Source organism: Chryseobacterium sp. 2VB (assembly GCF_005503635.1).
GTDB classification, from domain to species: domain Bacteria; phylum Bacteroidota; class Bacteroidia; order Flavobacteriales; family Weeksellaceae; genus Chryseobacterium; species Chryseobacterium cupriresistens.
In genome coordinates this window covers 114,496-131,588 of the sequence record NZ_SCNC01000008.1, presented here as the reverse complement: position 1 = coordinate 131,588, position 17,093 = coordinate 114,496, and the positions used below count along the sequence as shown (strand labels likewise).

Annotated in this window: 19 protein-coding genes; 15 read left to right on the top strand and 4 right to left on the bottom strand. The window is 34.7% G+C overall.

Going from position 1 to position 17,093, the window contains the following annotated elements:
• Positions 1 to 196: 196 nt before the first annotated feature.
• Positions 197 to 1,156 carry a DUF6624 domain-containing protein gene (locus FFS26_RS10110; RefSeq protein WP_137904962.1) on the top strand — a complete coding sequence of 320 codons (960 nt, stop codon included), beginning with the start codon at positions 197 to 199 and terminating at the stop codon, positions 1,154 to 1,156.
• 732 nt (positions 1,157 to 1,888) lie between these two features.
• Positions 1,889 to 2,350, top strand: a complete 462-nt coding sequence (locus FFS26_RS10105) for a VOC family protein (RefSeq protein ID WP_228449425.1) — start codon at positions 1,889 to 1,891, stop codon at positions 2,348 to 2,350.
• 322 nt (positions 2,351 to 2,672) lie between these two features.
• On the opposite strand, the gene FFS26_RS10100 is transcribed toward FFS26_RS10105, so the two are convergent.
• Positions 2,673 to 3,455, bottom strand: a complete 783-nt coding sequence (locus FFS26_RS10100) for a YdcF family protein (RefSeq protein ID WP_137904961.1) — start codon at positions 3,453 to 3,455, stop codon at positions 2,673 to 2,675.
• A 503-nt stretch (positions 3,456 to 3,958) separates the two neighbouring features.
• Here FFS26_RS10100 and FFS26_RS10095 point away from each other — a divergent pair.
• Positions 3,959 to 4,747, top strand: a complete 789-nt coding sequence (locus FFS26_RS10095; RefSeq protein ID WP_137904960.1) for an O-methyltransferase — start codon at positions 3,959 to 3,961, stop codon at positions 4,745 to 4,747.
• A 242-nt stretch (positions 4,748 to 4,989) separates the two neighbouring features.
• On the opposite strand, the gene FFS26_RS10090 is transcribed toward FFS26_RS10095, so the two are convergent.
• Positions 4,990 to 5,220: a SymE family type I addiction module toxin gene (locus tag FFS26_RS10090; protein ID WP_228406585.1), complete on the bottom strand. Its 231-nt coding sequence runs from the start codon at positions 5,218 to 5,220 to the stop codon at positions 4,990 to 4,992.
• 150 nt (positions 5,221 to 5,370) lie between these two features.
• Between FFS26_RS10090 and FFS26_RS10085 the strand changes: the two genes are divergently transcribed.
• The 9 genes from FFS26_RS10085 (at position 5,371) to FFS26_RS10045 (ending at position 12,324) form a co-directional block, all read left to right on the top strand.
• Positions 5,371 to 5,784 carry a helix-turn-helix transcriptional regulator gene (locus FFS26_RS10085; protein ID WP_137904959.1) on the top strand — a complete coding sequence of 138 codons (414 nt, stop codon included), beginning with the start codon at positions 5,371 to 5,373 and terminating at the stop codon, positions 5,782 to 5,784.
• 3 nt (positions 5,785 to 5,787) lie between these two features.
• Entirely contained in the window at positions 5,788 to 6,204 is a 417-nt protein-coding gene (locus FFS26_RS10080) for a very short patch repair endonuclease (protein WP_137904958.1), read from the top strand.
• A gap of 122 nt (positions 6,205 to 6,326) precedes the next feature.
• The gene (dcm, locus tag FFS26_RS10075) at positions 6,327 to 7,547 is read left to right on the top strand and encodes a DNA (cytosine-5-)-methyltransferase (RefSeq protein ID WP_137904957.1); all 1,221 of its coding nucleotides are present in this window, start codon (positions 6,327 to 6,329) and stop codon (positions 7,545 to 7,547) included.
• Entirely contained in the window at positions 7,513 to 8,829 is a 1,317-nt protein-coding gene (locus tag FFS26_RS10070; protein ID WP_137904956.1) for an MvaI/BcnI family restriction endonuclease, read from the top strand. Before dcm ends, FFS26_RS10070 begins: the two co-directional genes overlap by 35 nt.
• Positions 8,830 to 9,043: 214 nt before the next feature.
• Complete coding sequence (locus FFS26_RS10065) at positions 9,044 to 9,376, top strand: ArsR/SmtB family transcription factor (protein ID WP_002979291.1); 333 nt, start codon at positions 9,044 to 9,046, stop codon at positions 9,374 to 9,376.
• A 301-nt stretch (positions 9,377 to 9,677) separates the two neighbouring features.
• Positions 9,678 to 10,142 carry an SRPBCC domain-containing protein gene (locus FFS26_RS10060; RefSeq protein WP_137904955.1) on the top strand — a complete coding sequence of 155 codons (465 nt, stop codon included), beginning with the start codon at positions 9,678 to 9,680 and terminating at the stop codon, positions 10,140 to 10,142.
• Between the two features lie 307 nt (positions 10,143 to 10,449).
• Positions 10,450 to 11,028 carry a YdeI/OmpD-associated family protein gene (locus FFS26_RS10055; RefSeq protein ID WP_137904954.1) on the top strand — a complete coding sequence of 193 codons (579 nt, stop codon included), beginning with the start codon at positions 10,450 to 10,452 and terminating at the stop codon, positions 11,026 to 11,028.
• Positions 11,029 to 11,046: 18 nt separating this feature from the next.
• A complete protein-coding gene (locus FFS26_RS10050) occupies positions 11,047 to 11,445 on the top strand; it encodes a DoxX family protein (RefSeq protein ID WP_110011567.1) in 399 nt (132 codons plus the stop codon).
• A gap of 324 nt (positions 11,446 to 11,769) precedes the next feature.
• Positions 11,770 to 12,324, top strand: coding sequence for a DUF4256 domain-containing protein (locus FFS26_RS10045; RefSeq protein WP_137904953.1), 555 nt, complete (start codon positions 11,770 to 11,772; stop codon positions 12,322 to 12,324).
• A 10-nt stretch (positions 12,325 to 12,334) separates the two neighbouring features.
• On the opposite strand, the gene FFS26_RS10040 is transcribed toward FFS26_RS10045, so the two are convergent.
• Positions 12,335 to 13,297, bottom strand: coding sequence for a hypothetical protein (locus FFS26_RS10040; RefSeq protein ID WP_110011599.1), 963 nt, complete (start codon positions 13,295 to 13,297; stop codon positions 12,335 to 12,337).
• A 227-nt stretch (positions 13,298 to 13,524) separates the two neighbouring features.
• Between FFS26_RS10040 and FFS26_RS10035 the strand changes: the two genes are divergently transcribed.
• Positions 13,525 to 14,028: a hypothetical protein gene (locus FFS26_RS10035; protein ID WP_110011598.1), complete on the top strand. Its 504-nt coding sequence runs from the start codon at positions 13,525 to 13,527 to the stop codon at positions 14,026 to 14,028.
• Between the two features lie 182 nt (positions 14,029 to 14,210).
• Here FFS26_RS10035 and FFS26_RS10030 read toward each other — a convergent pair whose 3' ends face one another.
• A complete protein-coding gene (locus FFS26_RS10030; protein WP_110011565.1) occupies positions 14,211 to 15,239 on the bottom strand; it encodes a threonine aldolase family protein in 1,029 nt (342 codons plus the stop codon).
• Positions 15,240 to 15,324: 85 nt separating this feature from the next.
• Here FFS26_RS10030 and FFS26_RS10025 point away from each other — a divergent pair, with 85 nt between their 5' ends.
• Both FFS26_RS10025 and blaIND read left to right on the top strand, forming a co-directional pair.
• Positions 15,325 to 15,978, top strand: a complete 654-nt coding sequence (locus FFS26_RS10025) for a metal-dependent transcriptional regulator (RefSeq protein WP_110011564.1) — start codon at positions 15,325 to 15,327, stop codon at positions 15,976 to 15,978.
• 351 nt (positions 15,979 to 16,329) lie between these two features.
• Positions 16,330 to 17,058, top strand: a complete 729-nt coding sequence (gene blaIND / locus FFS26_RS10020; protein ID WP_110011597.1) for an IND family subclass B1 metallo-beta-lactamase — start codon at positions 16,330 to 16,332, stop codon at positions 17,056 to 17,058.
• Positions 17,059 to 17,093: the final 35 nt, after the last annotated feature.

Sequence of the window (17,093 nt, the reverse complement as noted above, 5' to 3'; positions counted from 1 at the left end):
TATTGGTTAAAAAATTCGATGTAATATCTGAGAGAGTAAAAAACATAGGATGATTTTTTTGTGATTTCTTAACAATCCCATCATCAAAATAAACTTTATATTCGTAGCATAAATGGCTTTAGGAAAATTATATCAATTAAACTGAGCCTGTAAACGAACGTAACCATCTAAAATCTAAGAATTAAATACAGAAAAAATGAGAAACACTATTTATGCTTTGTTGTTATTATTTTTATTCACAGGCGCTAATGCTCAGGAATACTCAAAATTAATCATTGAAGCTGATCAATTATATAGGGCAAAAGATTATAAAATGTCTACGGATGTATATGGTAAAGCTTTTAAAATCGAAAGCGAAAATCCAAGTCACTTATATAATGGCGCATGTTCATCTTCCTTGGCAGGAAATACAAAACAAGCATTCAAATGGCTGAACCTGTCCATAGATAAAGGCTGGACCAATCTCAAGCACTTAAAATCTGATACTGATTTGGATAATCTACATTCAAAAAAAGAATGGGGAAAAACAATTGAAAAGCTAGAAAAGAAAATAGCGGTCATAGAAGCCCATTATGACAAACCATTGCAGGCTGAATTATTGGCAATTCTTGAGGAAGACCAAAAATACAGGATGCAAATGGATGAAACCCAGAAAAAATTTGGTCCGCAATCTAAGGAAATGAATGACCTTTGGAAAATAACAATGCAGAAAGACTCTCTTAACCTGTTAAAAGTAAAAAAAATATTAGATGAAAAAGGCTGGGTGGGTAAAGACAAAGTAGGCGCACAGGCCAATAGTGCCTTATTTCTTGTGATTCAGCATTCAGATCTGGAAACGCAGAAAAAATATTTGCCCATGATGAAAGAAGCTGTCACAAAAGGAAATGCCAGTGCCGGTTCTTTAGCGTTGTTAATTGATAGAATAGAAATCCGGGAAGGCAGAAAACAAATATACGGAAGCCAGATAGGAATCAATCAAAGTAATAATACTTACTATGTTTTACCTTTACTGGATCCGGATAATGTAGATAAAAGAAGAACAGAAGTTGGCCTGGGTTCAATCTCTGACTACGTTAAAAACTGGAATTTAGCTTGGGACGTTGAAAAGTACAAAAAAGATTTACCTGAATTAGAAAAATTAAATAAAAAGAATTAAATCAATAGAAAAAACTTCTGATCACAGCAGTTTATAATATGGCGGATTAAGGGTGTTAAAATTCTTTAATCCGCCATTTCTAATTATTACAACCTTGAATAGAGTTGAGTATTACTTGAAAAACCCGATACAATAACCAAGAGAGCAAAGTAATGAAACCTAAGATGTTCTGTGAATCTTTGAAACCAGAATAATATACAATTTAACATAATATAAATTATAGGATTTTTATTATAAAAAAGAAATAGAGCACTAACTGTCTGAGAATCCGGTATTCTTAAACTTTTTCTACCCAATAGCTTTTAACGAATTCTCGGAACTCTTCTCTGTCGTAAACCTATCCGGAAAATCTCCGGCTTATCGTCATCCAATTCTTTGAAATTTTGGTAAGGATAAAACAAAACGAAAAATTCTATTTCAGAACTTTTTACAACTTCCCCTAAATCTTTTTTCTCTGATTGATAAAGGAAAAATTTTCCTGGTTCAATTATTTGAAAAAATTAGTTGTAGAGAGCGCAACCCTTGTCAAGGTTTTGAACCTTGACAAGGGTCTTTAAGGGGTCTTCGATCATTAATTATAACTTAACTCCTTTTATATTATGTTAAATTACCCAACAGGAAATTTAGAAGGAAACCCATCATAAAAGTCAGCCCTTACGCTCTTAATATTTGAATCTTATTCCTGAAGTAAAGTTTCCATAATGTTCATTTACCCCTTAAAAATACGAAATCTTGTCACATGGCAGTTTTTATTCTGTAAAAACAAAATACCTTTATCCTAACCAAAATATCACCGATATGAAACCTAAAATGATCTGGGCCAATCTGGCCGTAACCGACCTTGAACGCACACAGAAATTCTATACTGAACTGGGTTTTAGGCCCAATAATCCACATACATCCAATGAACTGGTAAGTTTTTTTATGGCTGGAAATGAATTTATTATTCACTTTTTCTTACAAACTGTTATTGAAAACAACCTGAAAAGTATGAAGTTTGGAGATCCCCACCACTCCAACGAAATCATATTTACCCTTTCTGCAGAAAATAAAACTCAGGTAGACAATTGGGCTGAAGAAGTTAAAAAAGCTGGCGGAACCATTGTTTCAGAGCCTGAGACTTTTGGAGACAATTACTACGGTTTTGTATTTGCAGATCCGGATGGACATAAATTTAATGTATTTTTTATGTAACCCCTTACAAAAACCAAATAATCAGGCTGAAATGCAATTTGCCCGTATATCTCCTCTGTTTTCAGTCAGATAGCATAGTTACTGACTTGATAAATACGGCTTATTTGGGTAGCTGTATCGCTTTTTGTATAATTGACTAATAATTAACACTTTGTATGATTTAAAGGTTTAAGTTTTATTTTAAACTTCTGAACTCAAGTGTTTAAAAATGATAGCTTTTATGACTTTGTGTTTTTTGTACATCTTACATACGTTTACTATAAAAACAAAACCGGACACTTAAGTAATTTTAAGTGTCCGGTTTATATCATAAGTTTATGTATTACCCGTTCAATCCCAAACTGTTATACAGCTGCACCTGCCATATTCCCAGTAGTTCTTTAAGCATCACAAAAGTAAATGCTGCGTTATAGCTGTTAGGAAACCAGGTAATTTCCGTATCTATAAAATCTGAAGCTTGCGGAACAGGTTTTACTCCAAATGTCTGAAACAAAGCCACAGACCTTTTCATATGAAACCCGGAAGTCACCAGGTAGACATCAGAAGGAGCCATCTGTTTAAGGATCTTGCTGGAATATTTTGCATTTTCATAGGTATTCATACTTTTGTCTTCTTTGATGATATCAGCATCCGGAACCCCCATGTTTTTAAAATTTTCGATGAAGAGTTCTGCTTCACTTGTATGCCCTCTCCCCTTTCCTGAAATGACTATTTTACAAGGCAGATTATTTTTCCTGTATTCATGATACAGCTGATAAGCCGTCACCAGTCTGGAGTAAGACAAAGTATGCAGCTTTTCTGTATGGTTAAAATCTACAACGCCGCCACCCAATACAACGATAACAGGATTCTGAGAAGTCCTGTTTTTATTCGCAATAGTATTCACATAACTTTTCTGCAGATATTCTGCGGTGAACTTTCCGAGAAAACCGTTCCCTATAAAAATGATCATTAAAACGGCAACAATGCCAATTCCTATCCGTAGGTTTTTACGCTTGTTTTTTCTTCTTAAAAGTACAATGATAACCACTGCGAGAAATACTAAGAAATAAGGCTCTGTAAAAAGCTGGATCATACGAAACAAAAGGTCTAATAAAAACTTCATCTTAAAATATTATTATTTAATGCCTGCAAACATAGAGACCCCAAAGATAAAGCAATTTTCTGAGTATAACTTTCTACAGCAGCAGACCATTCCATATGATCAGGATGATTTCGTCTTATTTTCTTTTGATTTTTTCCATTTATTTTATACATTTGCATACAACACACTTTTTAGTGTGTTAAATAAAATACCTACCCCAGTGAAAAAGCAGAAAAGTATCACCGTTTTGATGACCGTACTCCATATATTTTTGGAAAGGCATTTTTGTAAAGGAAAAAACAAAAATTCTTCCTCACGTATAAAAAAACGATTTCTACTTTAATAAACTGAAAGCCAAACTGATCTATTCAATTAAAAACAAGAAGAGATCTCACCGATAATTTCCGGACTGTATTTATTACAAAACCTTAACAGATTTAATGTTAAAATTAATGTTGTCTCAATGCAATATGGCCTTTAAAAAAAGTACATTTGCCTTGAAACTATAATACAACATCTGTGAAATGTCAACAGTCCTCAAAACATTTGTAGCTTATCTTAAAAGGCCCCCTCTTTATCCTGAACTGGGCAGGAAAATTATCAAAAACACATTCAACAGAAGAAGTCCATCCAAAGGAAAAGCCAGAGCAAATTTCTGGGCTGCATCCATAGCCGTTTCTCAGGAAGAGGTGATCTCCAGACTTTTCTCCAGCAATGCTGATCATTTCAGATCTGCTTATGCCGATATCCTGCAAAAAGCCAGTGTAAAAGAAAAAGAATGCCCTGTCAAAATGGGTGAACATGGTGCCTTGGAGCTTATTTATTATGCATGTGAATTCACCAAAGCACAAAACGTTCTTGAAACCGGAGTAGCTTATGGATGGTCTTCACTGGCGATATTGCTTTCGCTTCAAAAAAGAAACGGCACACTTTATAGTTCAGATATGCCTTTTCTTGCCCAGAATGGAGATCAGTATGCAGGATGTGTTGTTCCTGATCATCTTAAAAAATACTGGAAGTTATTCCGTTTTGCCGATAGAGAATCTCTGCCTAAAATTTTCAAACAGGCTACCTCATTTGATGTTTTCCACTATGATTCCGATAAAAGTTACCACGGAAGAATGTGGGCGTATCATCAGATCTATAAAAAGCTTAGACCTGGCGGAGTGTTTATCAGTGATGATATCGGAGACAATTCCGCGTATCAGGATTTTTGCAACCGAATGAATATCAGCACTTGTGTTGTAGAATATAATGGAAAATATATCGGCATTTTTGTAAAAGAATATATGCCGCTCATAAGAGCTAAATAACACAATTGATGAGATAAAACTATACTTAATTTAAAAACCATTAAGAAAGCGGTAAGCTGTTAAGAATATGAAGAGAACACAAAGGCATTCATGAAGCCTTACCGCTCTCTTCAAAAGCATTCTCATTGAAAGCTGAAACGAATCTTAATTCTCTTAACCTCTTCCTACAATCTTAATGGTTCAAAATAAAAAAACTTTAATTTTAAAAATTTAAGCCTCCTGATGGTTTAAAACCAATACTTTCACTCATAGCTCACTTCCCTTTCTAAAATAATCTGGTTCCTGCTTACGGTAACCAATATCTTATCTCCTGCCTGAAAGCCACATTGCTGTACCCATTTTCCTGTAATTCTTATTTCGGGAAAGTACACGATTCTGCCATACGCCCTTGAAAACGATTTGAGGAAAACCGTAAGGTTACGATTATGCAGTTCATTATATTTGCTGCTGTTCATTCTTCTTTTTCTTTTCATCTTTGTTATTTTTCAACAAATGAAGGGATAATAAGAAGAATAAACCATCCGGATAAAGGATATTTTATTCTTAAAGACGGATATTTTAGAATAGTATTTATTTTAAAACAGAGCATTATTTTTTTGTTCTAAAGCTTTATATTTGTTATTATGAGTTACACAGATATGCAAAATAAAAAAATACATCAGGGTAGAAATATAAAGCGTTTCCGCGAAATGCTGGGCATCAAACAGGAAGCTCTGGCTTTTGAGCTGGGCGACGACTGGAACCAAAAGAAAATCTCCCTTCTGGAACAAAAAGAAACCGTAGAATCTGATATTCTGGCGCAGGTTGCAAAGATTTTGAAAGTGCCTGCGGAAGCGATTGAGAATTTTGATGAGGAACAAGCCGTGAATATTATTTCGAATACAGTTAATAACAATGATAATGCTACAGGTAATTCATTGTACAGTTATCAACCTACTTTTAATCCTATTGATAAAATGGTGGAGCTTTATGAGCGTATGCTGGAGCAGCAGAGGGAGATGATTGAGAAGTTGGAAAAGTTAATAGAAAAAAAATAAAAAATGGCTGACGTCCATAGTAAAGAAACCAGAAGCTACAATATGAGCAAAATAAAAGGCAAAAATACCAGGCCTGAAATGCTCGTGCGTAAATTTCTTTTTGCCAATGGATTTCGCTATCGTCTTCATGATAAAAAATTACCAGGTAAACCTGACATTGTTCTGCCAAAATATAAAACAGTAATATTTGTACACGGTTGTTTCTGGCATGGACACGAAGGATGTAAGTATTTCGTAGTTCCCAAAACGAGAACAGAATGGTGGTTGAATAAGATCAATCATAATATTGAAAATGATCAGAAAGCAGATATTGCATTACAAAACGATGGCTGGAAAGTATTAACGATCTGGGAATGTCAATTAAAGAAAACAAAGGTAGAAAATACATTTCTTCAATTAATACAAGAAATTAAGCAGTAAATATCTTAAACAATGTATTCATAAGAGTTTTTTCTAAAATCCAAGTGTATATTAAAAGCAATCAAGTCAAATCAATTTTGTAACTTTGGATGATTAGAAATAAAAGATACAAGACATCTGTAATGACAACCTACAGCGATATAAAAGAACAATTAAACATAAAGATTGACAAGCACTTAAACGATGGTTTTGCTCATTTAACACATTATTGGCAAAATCACAAAAATGGTGTTTCTCAGTACTTTAAGTCTCATGCAAAAGAATATTTGCAAAACGAAATTTTATCTGTAATTAAAGAACCTGAACAACTTTATATACCATTTGCATATGATATACCATTCCCACCAAATACAAAACCAAAATTTAAGTTTATAGATTTATTTGCTGGAATTGGAGGGATTAGATTGGCATATCAAAATCTTGGAGGAAAATGTGTATTTTCAAGTGAATGGAACAATTTTGCAAAAAAAACATACGAAGCTAATTTTGGAGAAGTTCCATTTGGGGATATAACCCAAATTGATGAAAAATTAATTCCTGATCATGATATACTTTTAGGAGGCTTTCCATGTCAGCCATTTTCTATTGCTGGAGTTTCAAAAAAAAATGCATTAGGAAGAAAACATGGATTTTTAGATGAAACACAAGGAACTTTATTTTTTGATATTGCACGAATTATAGCATATAAAAAGCCAAAAGCTTTTATGTTGGAAAATGTTAAAAATCTTGTTTCTCATGATAAAGGAAACACTTTTAAAGTGATAAAGAAAACTTTGGAAGAATTAGGATATTCAATACATTTTCAAGTATTGAATGGTAAACATTTCGTACCTCAAAATCGTGAGCGGATTTTAATAGTTGGCTTTAGAAATGATGTTTTCAATCATAGCGAAAATTTCAGTTTCCCAAAACTTCCTGAACCAAATTCAAAAATTAAAGAAATTCTGGAAGAAGACATTGACCCAAAATATACCTTATCTGACAAACTCTGGAGTTATCTCCAAAATTATGCGGAAAAACACAAGGCAAAAGGAAATGGATTTGGATTTGGTTTAACTGACTTGAATGGAATATCGAGAACAATTTCGGCAAGATATTATAAAGATGGATCAGAAATATTGATACCTCAAAACGGAATAAATCCCCGAAGACTAACTCCAAGGGAATGTGCAAGACTACAAGGTTTTCCTGATAATTTTTTAATTCCTGTTTCAGATAATCAGGCATACAGACAATTTGGAAACTCAGTTACTGTACCATTAATTCAAGCGGTAGGAAAACAATTAGTAAAATCTTTATTAGCTAACAATGAATCTGCAAAATCTCAAAAAGCTGTTCATTGATAATGGCTGTCAAAAACTATATGTAAAAAAACTTTCACCAAATGATAATTCGAAAAATCAGGTTTATTTAGGAGGAAGTTTTGAGATATTAAATATTTTTCCACTTTCTGAAATAAAGACAGAAGAAGCTGGAGATTGGAACATGGAGCGATTTAAAGCTTCTATCAATTTTTCATGGATTGGTGATGATGGTAATATATACCCAGCTCCAAATTCTCAACTTATCTTATATCCAAAATATCCTGAGGTGAGGTTTTCTGGGTTTTTAAAGAAATGTGAAAACCCACCTTCCGAGTTAATGACCCAAAGATTGGCAGATAGACTTTTGTTTTTAAGTATTTCAGATAAAGGTAAAATTTTAGGGTATGTAACTTCACCAACTTCAGAGCTTGCAACTGAATTTAATGCATTACAACCAGACAATGAAATTGGAATTTTTAAAGTTATCAATTTACCTCGAATAGTAAACAATAAAGCCCGACTTCTTGATGAATTATATCGTATCCATCAACTTAATTGGATTATTTCAAAACGACTAGACAGAAGCGGAAATATTTTACCCTGTACTTCTTCAAATTGTGGAGGTTATACATTAGAAGCTGAATTAGGAATTACTCCAAACGGTTATTCTGAACCTGATTTTTTAGGTTGGGAAGTAAAACAATTTGGAGTTTCAAATTTTGAGCGTATTAATTCTTCAGTTATCACTTTAATGACTCCTGAGCCGACAGATGGAATTTATAAAACGCAAGGAACTGAAGAGTTTTTAATAAAATATGGATATGCTGATAGAACCGGCCGAGAAGATCGTATAAATTTTGGAGGAATACATAAAACTGGATTACGTCATACATCTACAAATCTTGAAATGCAATTAATTGGTTTTGATGTTGAAAGTGGAAAAATCCGAAATTCTAATGGGAGAATTGCCTTAGTTGATATTGATGGAAATGAAGCTGCTTCATGGAGTTTTTCGTCAATGCTTTTGCATTGGAATAGAAAACATAATCAAGCATGTTATGTACCTTCGCTCTCAGAAAAAATAAATGAAAGAAAGTATAAATATGGAAATAAGATTATTTTGGGCACAGGTACAGATTTCCAATTATTTTTACAACAAATGGCAGTAGGAAACATTTATTATGATCCTGGTATTAAAATGGAAAATGTTTCAACAAGACCAAAAATCAAAAAAAGAAGTCAATTCAGAATTAAATCAAAATTTTTAAGTGAGCTTTACATAGATAACGAAGTAGTTACGCTACCAATTGATGATCAGTAAAAAATATTATTTATGAGTTTACTAAAGTTCAGATAGTTCTTTAAATCATCAAAGTATAAATTTATAAGATTTTATTAATTATTAAAATGGAGAGCATTAAGTTCTCCATTTTTCTTTTAATAATAAGGTTTTTAATTATTTAATCATTTTTTTTCAAAAAAAAACTTGCGTAGCTAAATAACTACACATATATTTGTAGTCAAATAACTACACAATGAATTTAAGAAGAGATGTATTTCAGGCGATAGCGGATCCTACGAGACGGTCTATATTGATGTTGGTGGCGGCACAGTCGATGACGGCGGGAGCTATCGCTTCCAATTTTGATACGGCAAGGCCTACCGTTTCAAAGCATCTCCAGATCCTTACAGAATGCGAACTGCTGAGATCTGAACAAAACGGCAGAGAAATTATCTATCACCTAAATCCCAATAAAATGAAAGAAATAGCCGATTTTATAGAACCTTTCCGCAAAATGTGGGATGAGAAGTTCAACAAGCTGGAAAGTGTGATGAAAGCGTACCAGAATGTGAATAATAAGACATAAAAGATGATAGACGGATAGATAATAGACAAGGGCATCAAAATTTAACTGGTGGATGTCAATAGTCAATTTTGCTTCGCAAGTGAATCGTCAATCACCAGTGAAAGAATGACAACCTTGAACTTTAAACTTCAAACCTTAAACTCGAATGTCAATAGTCAATTTTGCTTCGCAAGTGAATCGTCAATCACCAGTGAAAGAATGACAACCTTGAACTTTAAACAGCAAACCTTGAACTCTTTCCTCTAATACTCTCCCACTCTAACACTCTCAAACCCTCAAACTTAAACACCCAACTCAAAATATGGAACTTAAAACAAAAATCCACGCAGAAGACGGCAAACAGGAAATCTTCATCATCAGAGAATTTGACCTTCATGTAGAACTGCTTTTCAAGGCATATACAGAAGCTGAACTTTTCGAGCAATGGATGGGAACGAAAGTCACCAAATTCGAAAACAAACCGCACGGAAGTTATCGCTTCGAAACTTTAAATCCTCAGGGCGATGTGGTCTTCAGTGCCAACGGAACCATTCATGATATTGTTCAGAATGAGAAAATTATAAGAACTTTTCAGATGGAGAACACGCCTTTTCCTGCTCAGATCGAGTTTTTAACATTTGAAAAATTAACGGATGCCACCAGCAAGATTTCCATCCAAACCATTTATAAATCTGTAGACTTCAGAGATCAGCACCTGAAAATGCCATTTGCACAGGGCATTAATATGGCTCACAACCGTTTGCAGGAGATATTAGGTAGCAGGTAGCAGATAATAGATAATAGATAATAGATAATAGATAATAGACGAAGAGATGATAGACAATGGGCAACACGGCTCAAATTGTGAACATCAATGTCAATAGTGAATTTTGCTTTGCAAGTGAATCGTCAATGATCAGTGAAGGATAGCAACTTTAAACATTAAACCTTGAACCCTTATACTCTCACACTCTAATACTCTCAAACCCTCCGACATAAATAACCCGAATCACAAACCACAACAACCCACATCTCGCATCCCGAAACCCGAAACTCTCCCACTCTCAAACCCTCTAACCCAAAAACCCAGAACTATGAATCCAAAAGTTAATTTTTTCTTCGAAAATGCCGGACAATGGCAGGAAGAATTTGAGAAATTAAGAACGATTGCTCTTAGTACAGAACTTACAGAAGATTTAAAATGGGGCTGTCCCTGTTATACTTATGAAGGAAAAAATATTTTCCTGATCCACGGTTTTAAGGAATATTGCGCACTTCTCTTTTTTAAAGGAGCTTTAATGAAAGACCCGGACCATATCCTGATTCAGCAGTCTAAAAATGTACAGGCGGCCAGACAGATCCGCTTTACAGAGGTAGGGCAAATCAATGATCTGGAAGATGTTCTTCGTGCTTATATGTTTGAAGCCGTTGAAATTGAAGAATCGGGCGCAAAAGTGGAAATGAAGAAAACAAAAGAGTTTGAAATGGCTGAAGAGTTTCAGGAGAAGCTGGATCAAAATCCTGCATTACAGGAAGCTTTCAAAGCATTAACCCCCGGAAGACAAAGAGCTTACTTGCTCCACTTTTCTTCTGCCAAACAGTCTAAAACCCGTGAAGCCCGCATTGAAAAATGCATTCCACAAATCATGGGCGGAATAGGATTAAATGACTAACCATAAAAAAAACAGATCATGAACACACCACAACCTTCACAAAAAAGAACAAAAATCATCTATTGGATATTCACCCTATGGATGGCTCTGGGCATGGTTTCAACAGCTATTGTCCAACTGATGAAAAACAAAGATGAACTGGCCAATTTTACCCATCTCGGCTACCCATCTTATCTGATGACGATCATCGGAGTATGTAAAATTCTTGGCGTTATTGCTATTTTAATTCCTAAGCGTTTACTTTTAAAAGAATGGGCTTACGCAGGATTTTTCTTTGTGATGTCAGGCGCTGTTATTTCCCACCTTATCGTTGGCGATACAGCCGGCAGGACTTTTCCGGCAGTATTATTATTGGTATTGGTCATTATTTCCTGGTATTTCAGACCTGCAGAAAGAAAAATTACTATCATTGATTAATCATTTTGATATTAAAATTGTTTAAACTTTTATTTTGAAACATTAAGATTGTATTAAGCTATTTAGAATATTAAGATGAGCTTCGCTTTAAGCTTAAAGTCAGAATAATTCATCTTAATATTTATCAATTAAATCCTTTTTAATGGTTCAATATATACTGAACATTCTTTGATAGGTTTAAACAGTTTTTATTAAAATCATTTAAGATTAAAAAAGAAAGAAATTTTATCGAAGATAAAATCCTTGCGCCTTAAACACTCCTCAATAACAAAACTTGCGCCTTTGCGATTTCCAACAATACAACACAACAAAACAAAATTTGACATGAAAAAGAAACTAACCCCGGAACAAACCAACGAGCTTTTAAAAACACTAAAAACCCGTTTCGAAAAGAATATGAACCGTCATAAAGACCTGAAATGGGAAAAAATCCAGCAAAAACTGGAAGCCCATCCCGAAAAAATCCGCTCTTTATATGAAATGGAAACCACAGATGGCGAACCCGACGTGGTAGATTATAATAAAAAAACAAACGAATACTCTTTCGTTGACTGCTCTCCCGAAAGCCCAAAACGCCGAAGCTTATGTTATGATTATCAAGCCTGGGATGCCAGAAAAGCCAACAAACCGGAAAGCAATGTCATCGATACCGCTTCTGAAATGGGAATTGAACTTTTGACAGAAGAACAATACCGTCATCTTCAGGAATTGGGAAAATTTGACCAAAAGACTTCAAGCTGGATCAAAACACCACCACAGATCCGTGAACTTGGAGGTGCTGTTTTCTGCGACAGACGATACAATACCGTATTTACGTATCACAATGGTGCAGATTCTTATTATGCCGCAAGAGGCTTTCGAGGTTTATTAAAAGTATAAAGGAGAATTCTTAGCTGGGATCTCTCAACCAGGGAGATTCCACACTCCAGAATATAATTTTTACACCAAGATAGTTTTCGGCATATTCTGTAAATTCTTCTTTGGTGAAAGGCTTTTTAGTTTTGGGATTTGTATACGTCAAAGTCGGCTCCTGAACGGCCATTGCTACCAGAGAAAGTTTTCCTTTGTACTGATTAAAAAAAGGATAGGAATTTTTCATTTGGGCTTTCTTATCCGGAACAATATCCGGTCCGCCCAGTCCTATATTATTTTGGTAAGCAAAATCGAAAAGTCTTGACATATACTGGTGATCATTTTCCCATTCGCACGGAAAGAAATTAACATACTGCAAAACATAGGATTCACGGAAAGCATTTCTTGCAAACTTTAGATTTTCCAATTCGGCCTGAAAATAACGGTCGCAGCTGAAACCTGTCTTATCTTTCTTCATATCAATATCGATCGATGTTTCCGGAAGATTAATCCCCTGGATTTTTCCGTCAAATTTCTTTGCGAGTTCTCCTATCAGCTTCTGAAATCTCATCCGGACAGCCGGATTCCATTGCTGGGCAACCCAGCCGTTTCCAACAGGTTTATTCTCTCCCGGATTATCATATTGAGGTACCAATCCCCCGTTATATTCTTTATCTTTCAATATATAATCAGGAACATATCGCGCCTGTGGCTCAAAAAATCTGTCCTGAAGCTGAATAAACAGTTTTTTGTTAAGGTTCGTCAGATAATTCAGATCTTTCTCAATAACCGAAAAATCATAGACATCTTTTGATGTTTCCAAAGCCTTCCAGTTGTAGACAATCTGTACACCGCCGATATCTTTACGGGTAATCATTTTTTCAATTCCCTGCAGATCTCCCGAGGAAGTGTAAATATAATTCTTAGGAGCCTGTCCCCCGACAAAACATATACCTAAAATAAATAATCCCAAGCTCAGCACTTTAGTAATCTTTTTCATTACAATCAATTTAAAAAAGTAAATCATTTTCCGTGCCTAAAAACAATTCATGCCATAAGTATTGGTAATTTCAATGTATTTTTTTAATTAATATTTTTCCTTAAAATCCATTTTATGAAATATTAATTTTAACCAAAAAATCATTATCTCTTCATATCCTATTTTTAATATACAAATACTATTATTATTTTAGCAGAATAGAAATTTGATTTTTAACAATGAAGGATATGAAAAAATTAATCTTATTGGGCGCTGTATCAGCTTTTTTAATCAACTGTAATAAGAAAACTGAAGCTCCGGCTCCCAAAGTGGAAGCAGATACCATTGCTGTGGAAGAACCGGTAATTGATACCCTTGGGCCAAAATCGTTCTGTTATATCGGGGTTACAGGAAAAGACAGTGTTTTTGCTTCTATTGATGACAATTTAGGAACAATCACCGGAAAATTATCCTATAAAAACAGTGAAAAAGACAGCTCAAAAGGAGATGTAACAGGTTTCAAATCGGGAGACACCCTGAAACTAACCTATGAATTCAGCTCTGAAGGGAAAAAGAGCAAAAGAGATATTTATTTCCTGCAGAAAGATAATATTTTAACGGAGGGTATTGGTGATCATAAGGAAGAGGACGGACAAACCAAATATGCTGACGAGAAAAAAATCAGTTATAAAGACGGACAGAAGCTAACGCCTGCAGACTGTAAAGTAGTCAATGAAGCTTTGAAAAAATAATTCATTATAAAATAAAAAAAGGCTGTCTCAAAAGTGTCATTCTGAACACAGACTGAAAGTCTGCGAACGAAGTTCATAAATTAGTGAAGAATCTCATGGAGTTGTTTGTCATAGAGATTCTTCCTTCGTCAGAATGACAAAAATCCACTAGTGGACTTTTGAGACAGCCTTTTCATTCTATCTTAATTCTGTTCAATCATTTCAATAAAACGGTTCACAGCTTCATCTCCTGTACTCCACGAAGTAATAAGACGAATGGCTGAAAAATTTTCATCTACTTTCTTCCAGACATAGAATTCAAATTTTTCAGATAATATCTCTATAAGCTGGTTACTGAGAATAGGAAAAATTTGGTTGGTATAAGTATCTGAAAGAAATGCAGTTCCTTTTTTTTGCAAAGCTTTCTTAATCTTCATGGCCTGCTGATTGGCATGTTGTGCCAGCTCAAAATACAGGTTATCTTTCATCAGCTCTGAAAACTGGATTCCCAACAATCTTCCTTTTGCCAGTAATGCTCCTTTCTGTTTGATATTAAAAGCAAAATCTTCCTGTAGCAAAGGATTATTGATTACAATTGCCTCACCTATTAATGCTCCGTTTTTCGTTCCTCCAAGATAAAAAATATCGGTAAGAGCAGCTACTTTTTCCAGGGTAAGATCACTGATTTCTGCAGTCAGTCCATGACCAAGCCTTGCCCCATCCATAAACAGGTATAATTTATTTTCCTTACAAAATACAGAAAGCTCTTCCAGTTCTTTTGCCTGATAGATTGTTCCCAGCTCTGTAGAATTGGAAATATAAACCAGTTTAGGCACCACCTGATGCGGTACATTACTGTGTCCCTCTAAAATTGGAATAATATCTGATGGTTTTATTTTTCCGTCTGCCGTTTCGATACTCAGTACTTTATGACCTGTGGCTTCGATAGCTCCGGTCTCGTTATTCAGGATATGGCCTGAAGAGGCAGAAATAACACATTGATAAGGTTTTAAAACAGCAGAAATAACAATTAAGTTAGCCTGTGTTCCTCCGGAAACAAAATAAATATCCGAATGCTGATTATTGATTTTTTCCTTAATCAAAGCTTTGGCCTTCAGTGAAAATTCATCTTCGCCATAGCCGGCCTGCTGAACAAGGTTATGCTGTAAAAGTGCCTGTAAGATATTAGGGTGACAACCCTCAGAATAGTCGTTTTTGAATGAAAATTTCATAGAGTAAAAGTAAAAAAAGTTAAAATAACAAGAGCGAACTTTTCATTTTATTTTGTTAGATTTGTAATGAAAATCATCTAACATTTTGAGAACAACCCTAACAGAAGAGAATTACCTGAAAGCTTTGTTTCATTTAGTTGACAATGAAGGAAAGGTTACGATTAATGAACTCAGCAAATTTTTGAATGTAAAAATGCCGAGCGTCAATAACATGATGAAGAAATTTGCCGAGAAAAAATGGGTGGTCTATGAGACCTACAAACCCTTGATCGTTACAGAAAGCGGAAGACGTGAAGCTGCGCTGGTGGTTCGTAAACACAGGCTTACCGAAATGTTTCTGGTTAAAAAGATGAATTTCGGATGGGAAAACGTTCATGAGATTGCAGAACAGCTTGAGCATGTACATTCTCAAATCTTTTTTGATAAAATGGATGAAATTCTGGATCATCCTAAATTCGATCCTCATGGAGAACCTATTCCTGATAAAGATGGTAATATTATCGCCCAGGATTTACAAAAATTAAGCATTTGTGAGCCAGGAGAAACGGTAACTTTTGCTTCTGTTACCCTTTCCGACGATGCTTTCCTTACCTATCTGAATGACAGAAAATTACTGCTCAACACCAAGGTGAAAATTGTAAAAATAGAAAGTTTTGATAAATCAATGACGATAGAAATTGAGGGAAAGACAGAAATTTTAAGCAAAAAAGCAGCTGAGAAAATACTCGTAAAGAAATAAATCATTACAACTGAAAAAATAAACCTACAGGCTTTTGAGACCTGTGAGGTTTGCTTTAATTCATCAAAAAATTTAAACCATTAAGGAAGATTTAAGAAATAAAGTATAGTTAAGATAAATCATTCTGATTTTAAGCTATAGCGAAACTTTTAAACCTAACAGGTTTTAAAAACCTGTTAGGTTGGATATTCATACCAATCTTTATTTACCCTATTCCTTAAACTGTTAAAAAACGGTTAAACTCTATTTCTATAAATCCCGGAGATTTATTTTTAGTTAGGTTTGCAAAACAATCTGCAGACTTTGTCATTTCTGACAAGTACAAACATTAATTATTACTCAAAAAAAATTATGAAAAAAAGCATTCCGTTTTTTATTATTTCGATGCTGTTAAGCCCATTGGCAAGCGCTCAGAATACTCAGGTAAGAGATTTTGTCATTGAGCCTCAGATTCAGCCCAATTTTTATATTTACAAAACTTTCGGAGTATTCGGAGGGAAAGAATACTCTACCAATGCCGTTTATCTGGTGACCAAAAAAGGAGTTGTTTTATTTGATGTTCCATGGCAGAAAACCCAATATCAAAGTTTGATGGATACCATTCAGAAAAGACATAGTCTTCCACTTATTGCGGTATTTGCCACTCATTCGCATGAAGACAGAGCCGGAGATTTAAGCTTTTATAATAAGAAAGGGATCAAAACCTACGCTACAGCGAAAACCAATGAGCTTTTGAAGAAAGATGGAAAAGCAACTTCTACTGAACTGATTAAAACAGGAAAACCTTACCGCATTGGTGGAGAAGAGTTTATAGTAGATTTTCTTGGGGAAGGGCATACTGCTGATAATGTAGTGGTATGGTTCCCGAAATATAAAATCCTGGACGGAGGTTGTCTTGTAAAAAGCAAAGCAGCCGTTGATCTTGGGTACACGGGAGAAGCTAATGTTGCAGAATGGCCGAAAACCATGACAAAACTTAAAAACAAATATTCACAGGCAACTTTGATTATCCCCGGACATGATGAATGGAAAGGAGGGGGACACGTAGAACATACACTCGATCTTCTTAATAAAAAATAAATTAGAAGCGCCCTGGCGCATGCCAGGGCGCTTCA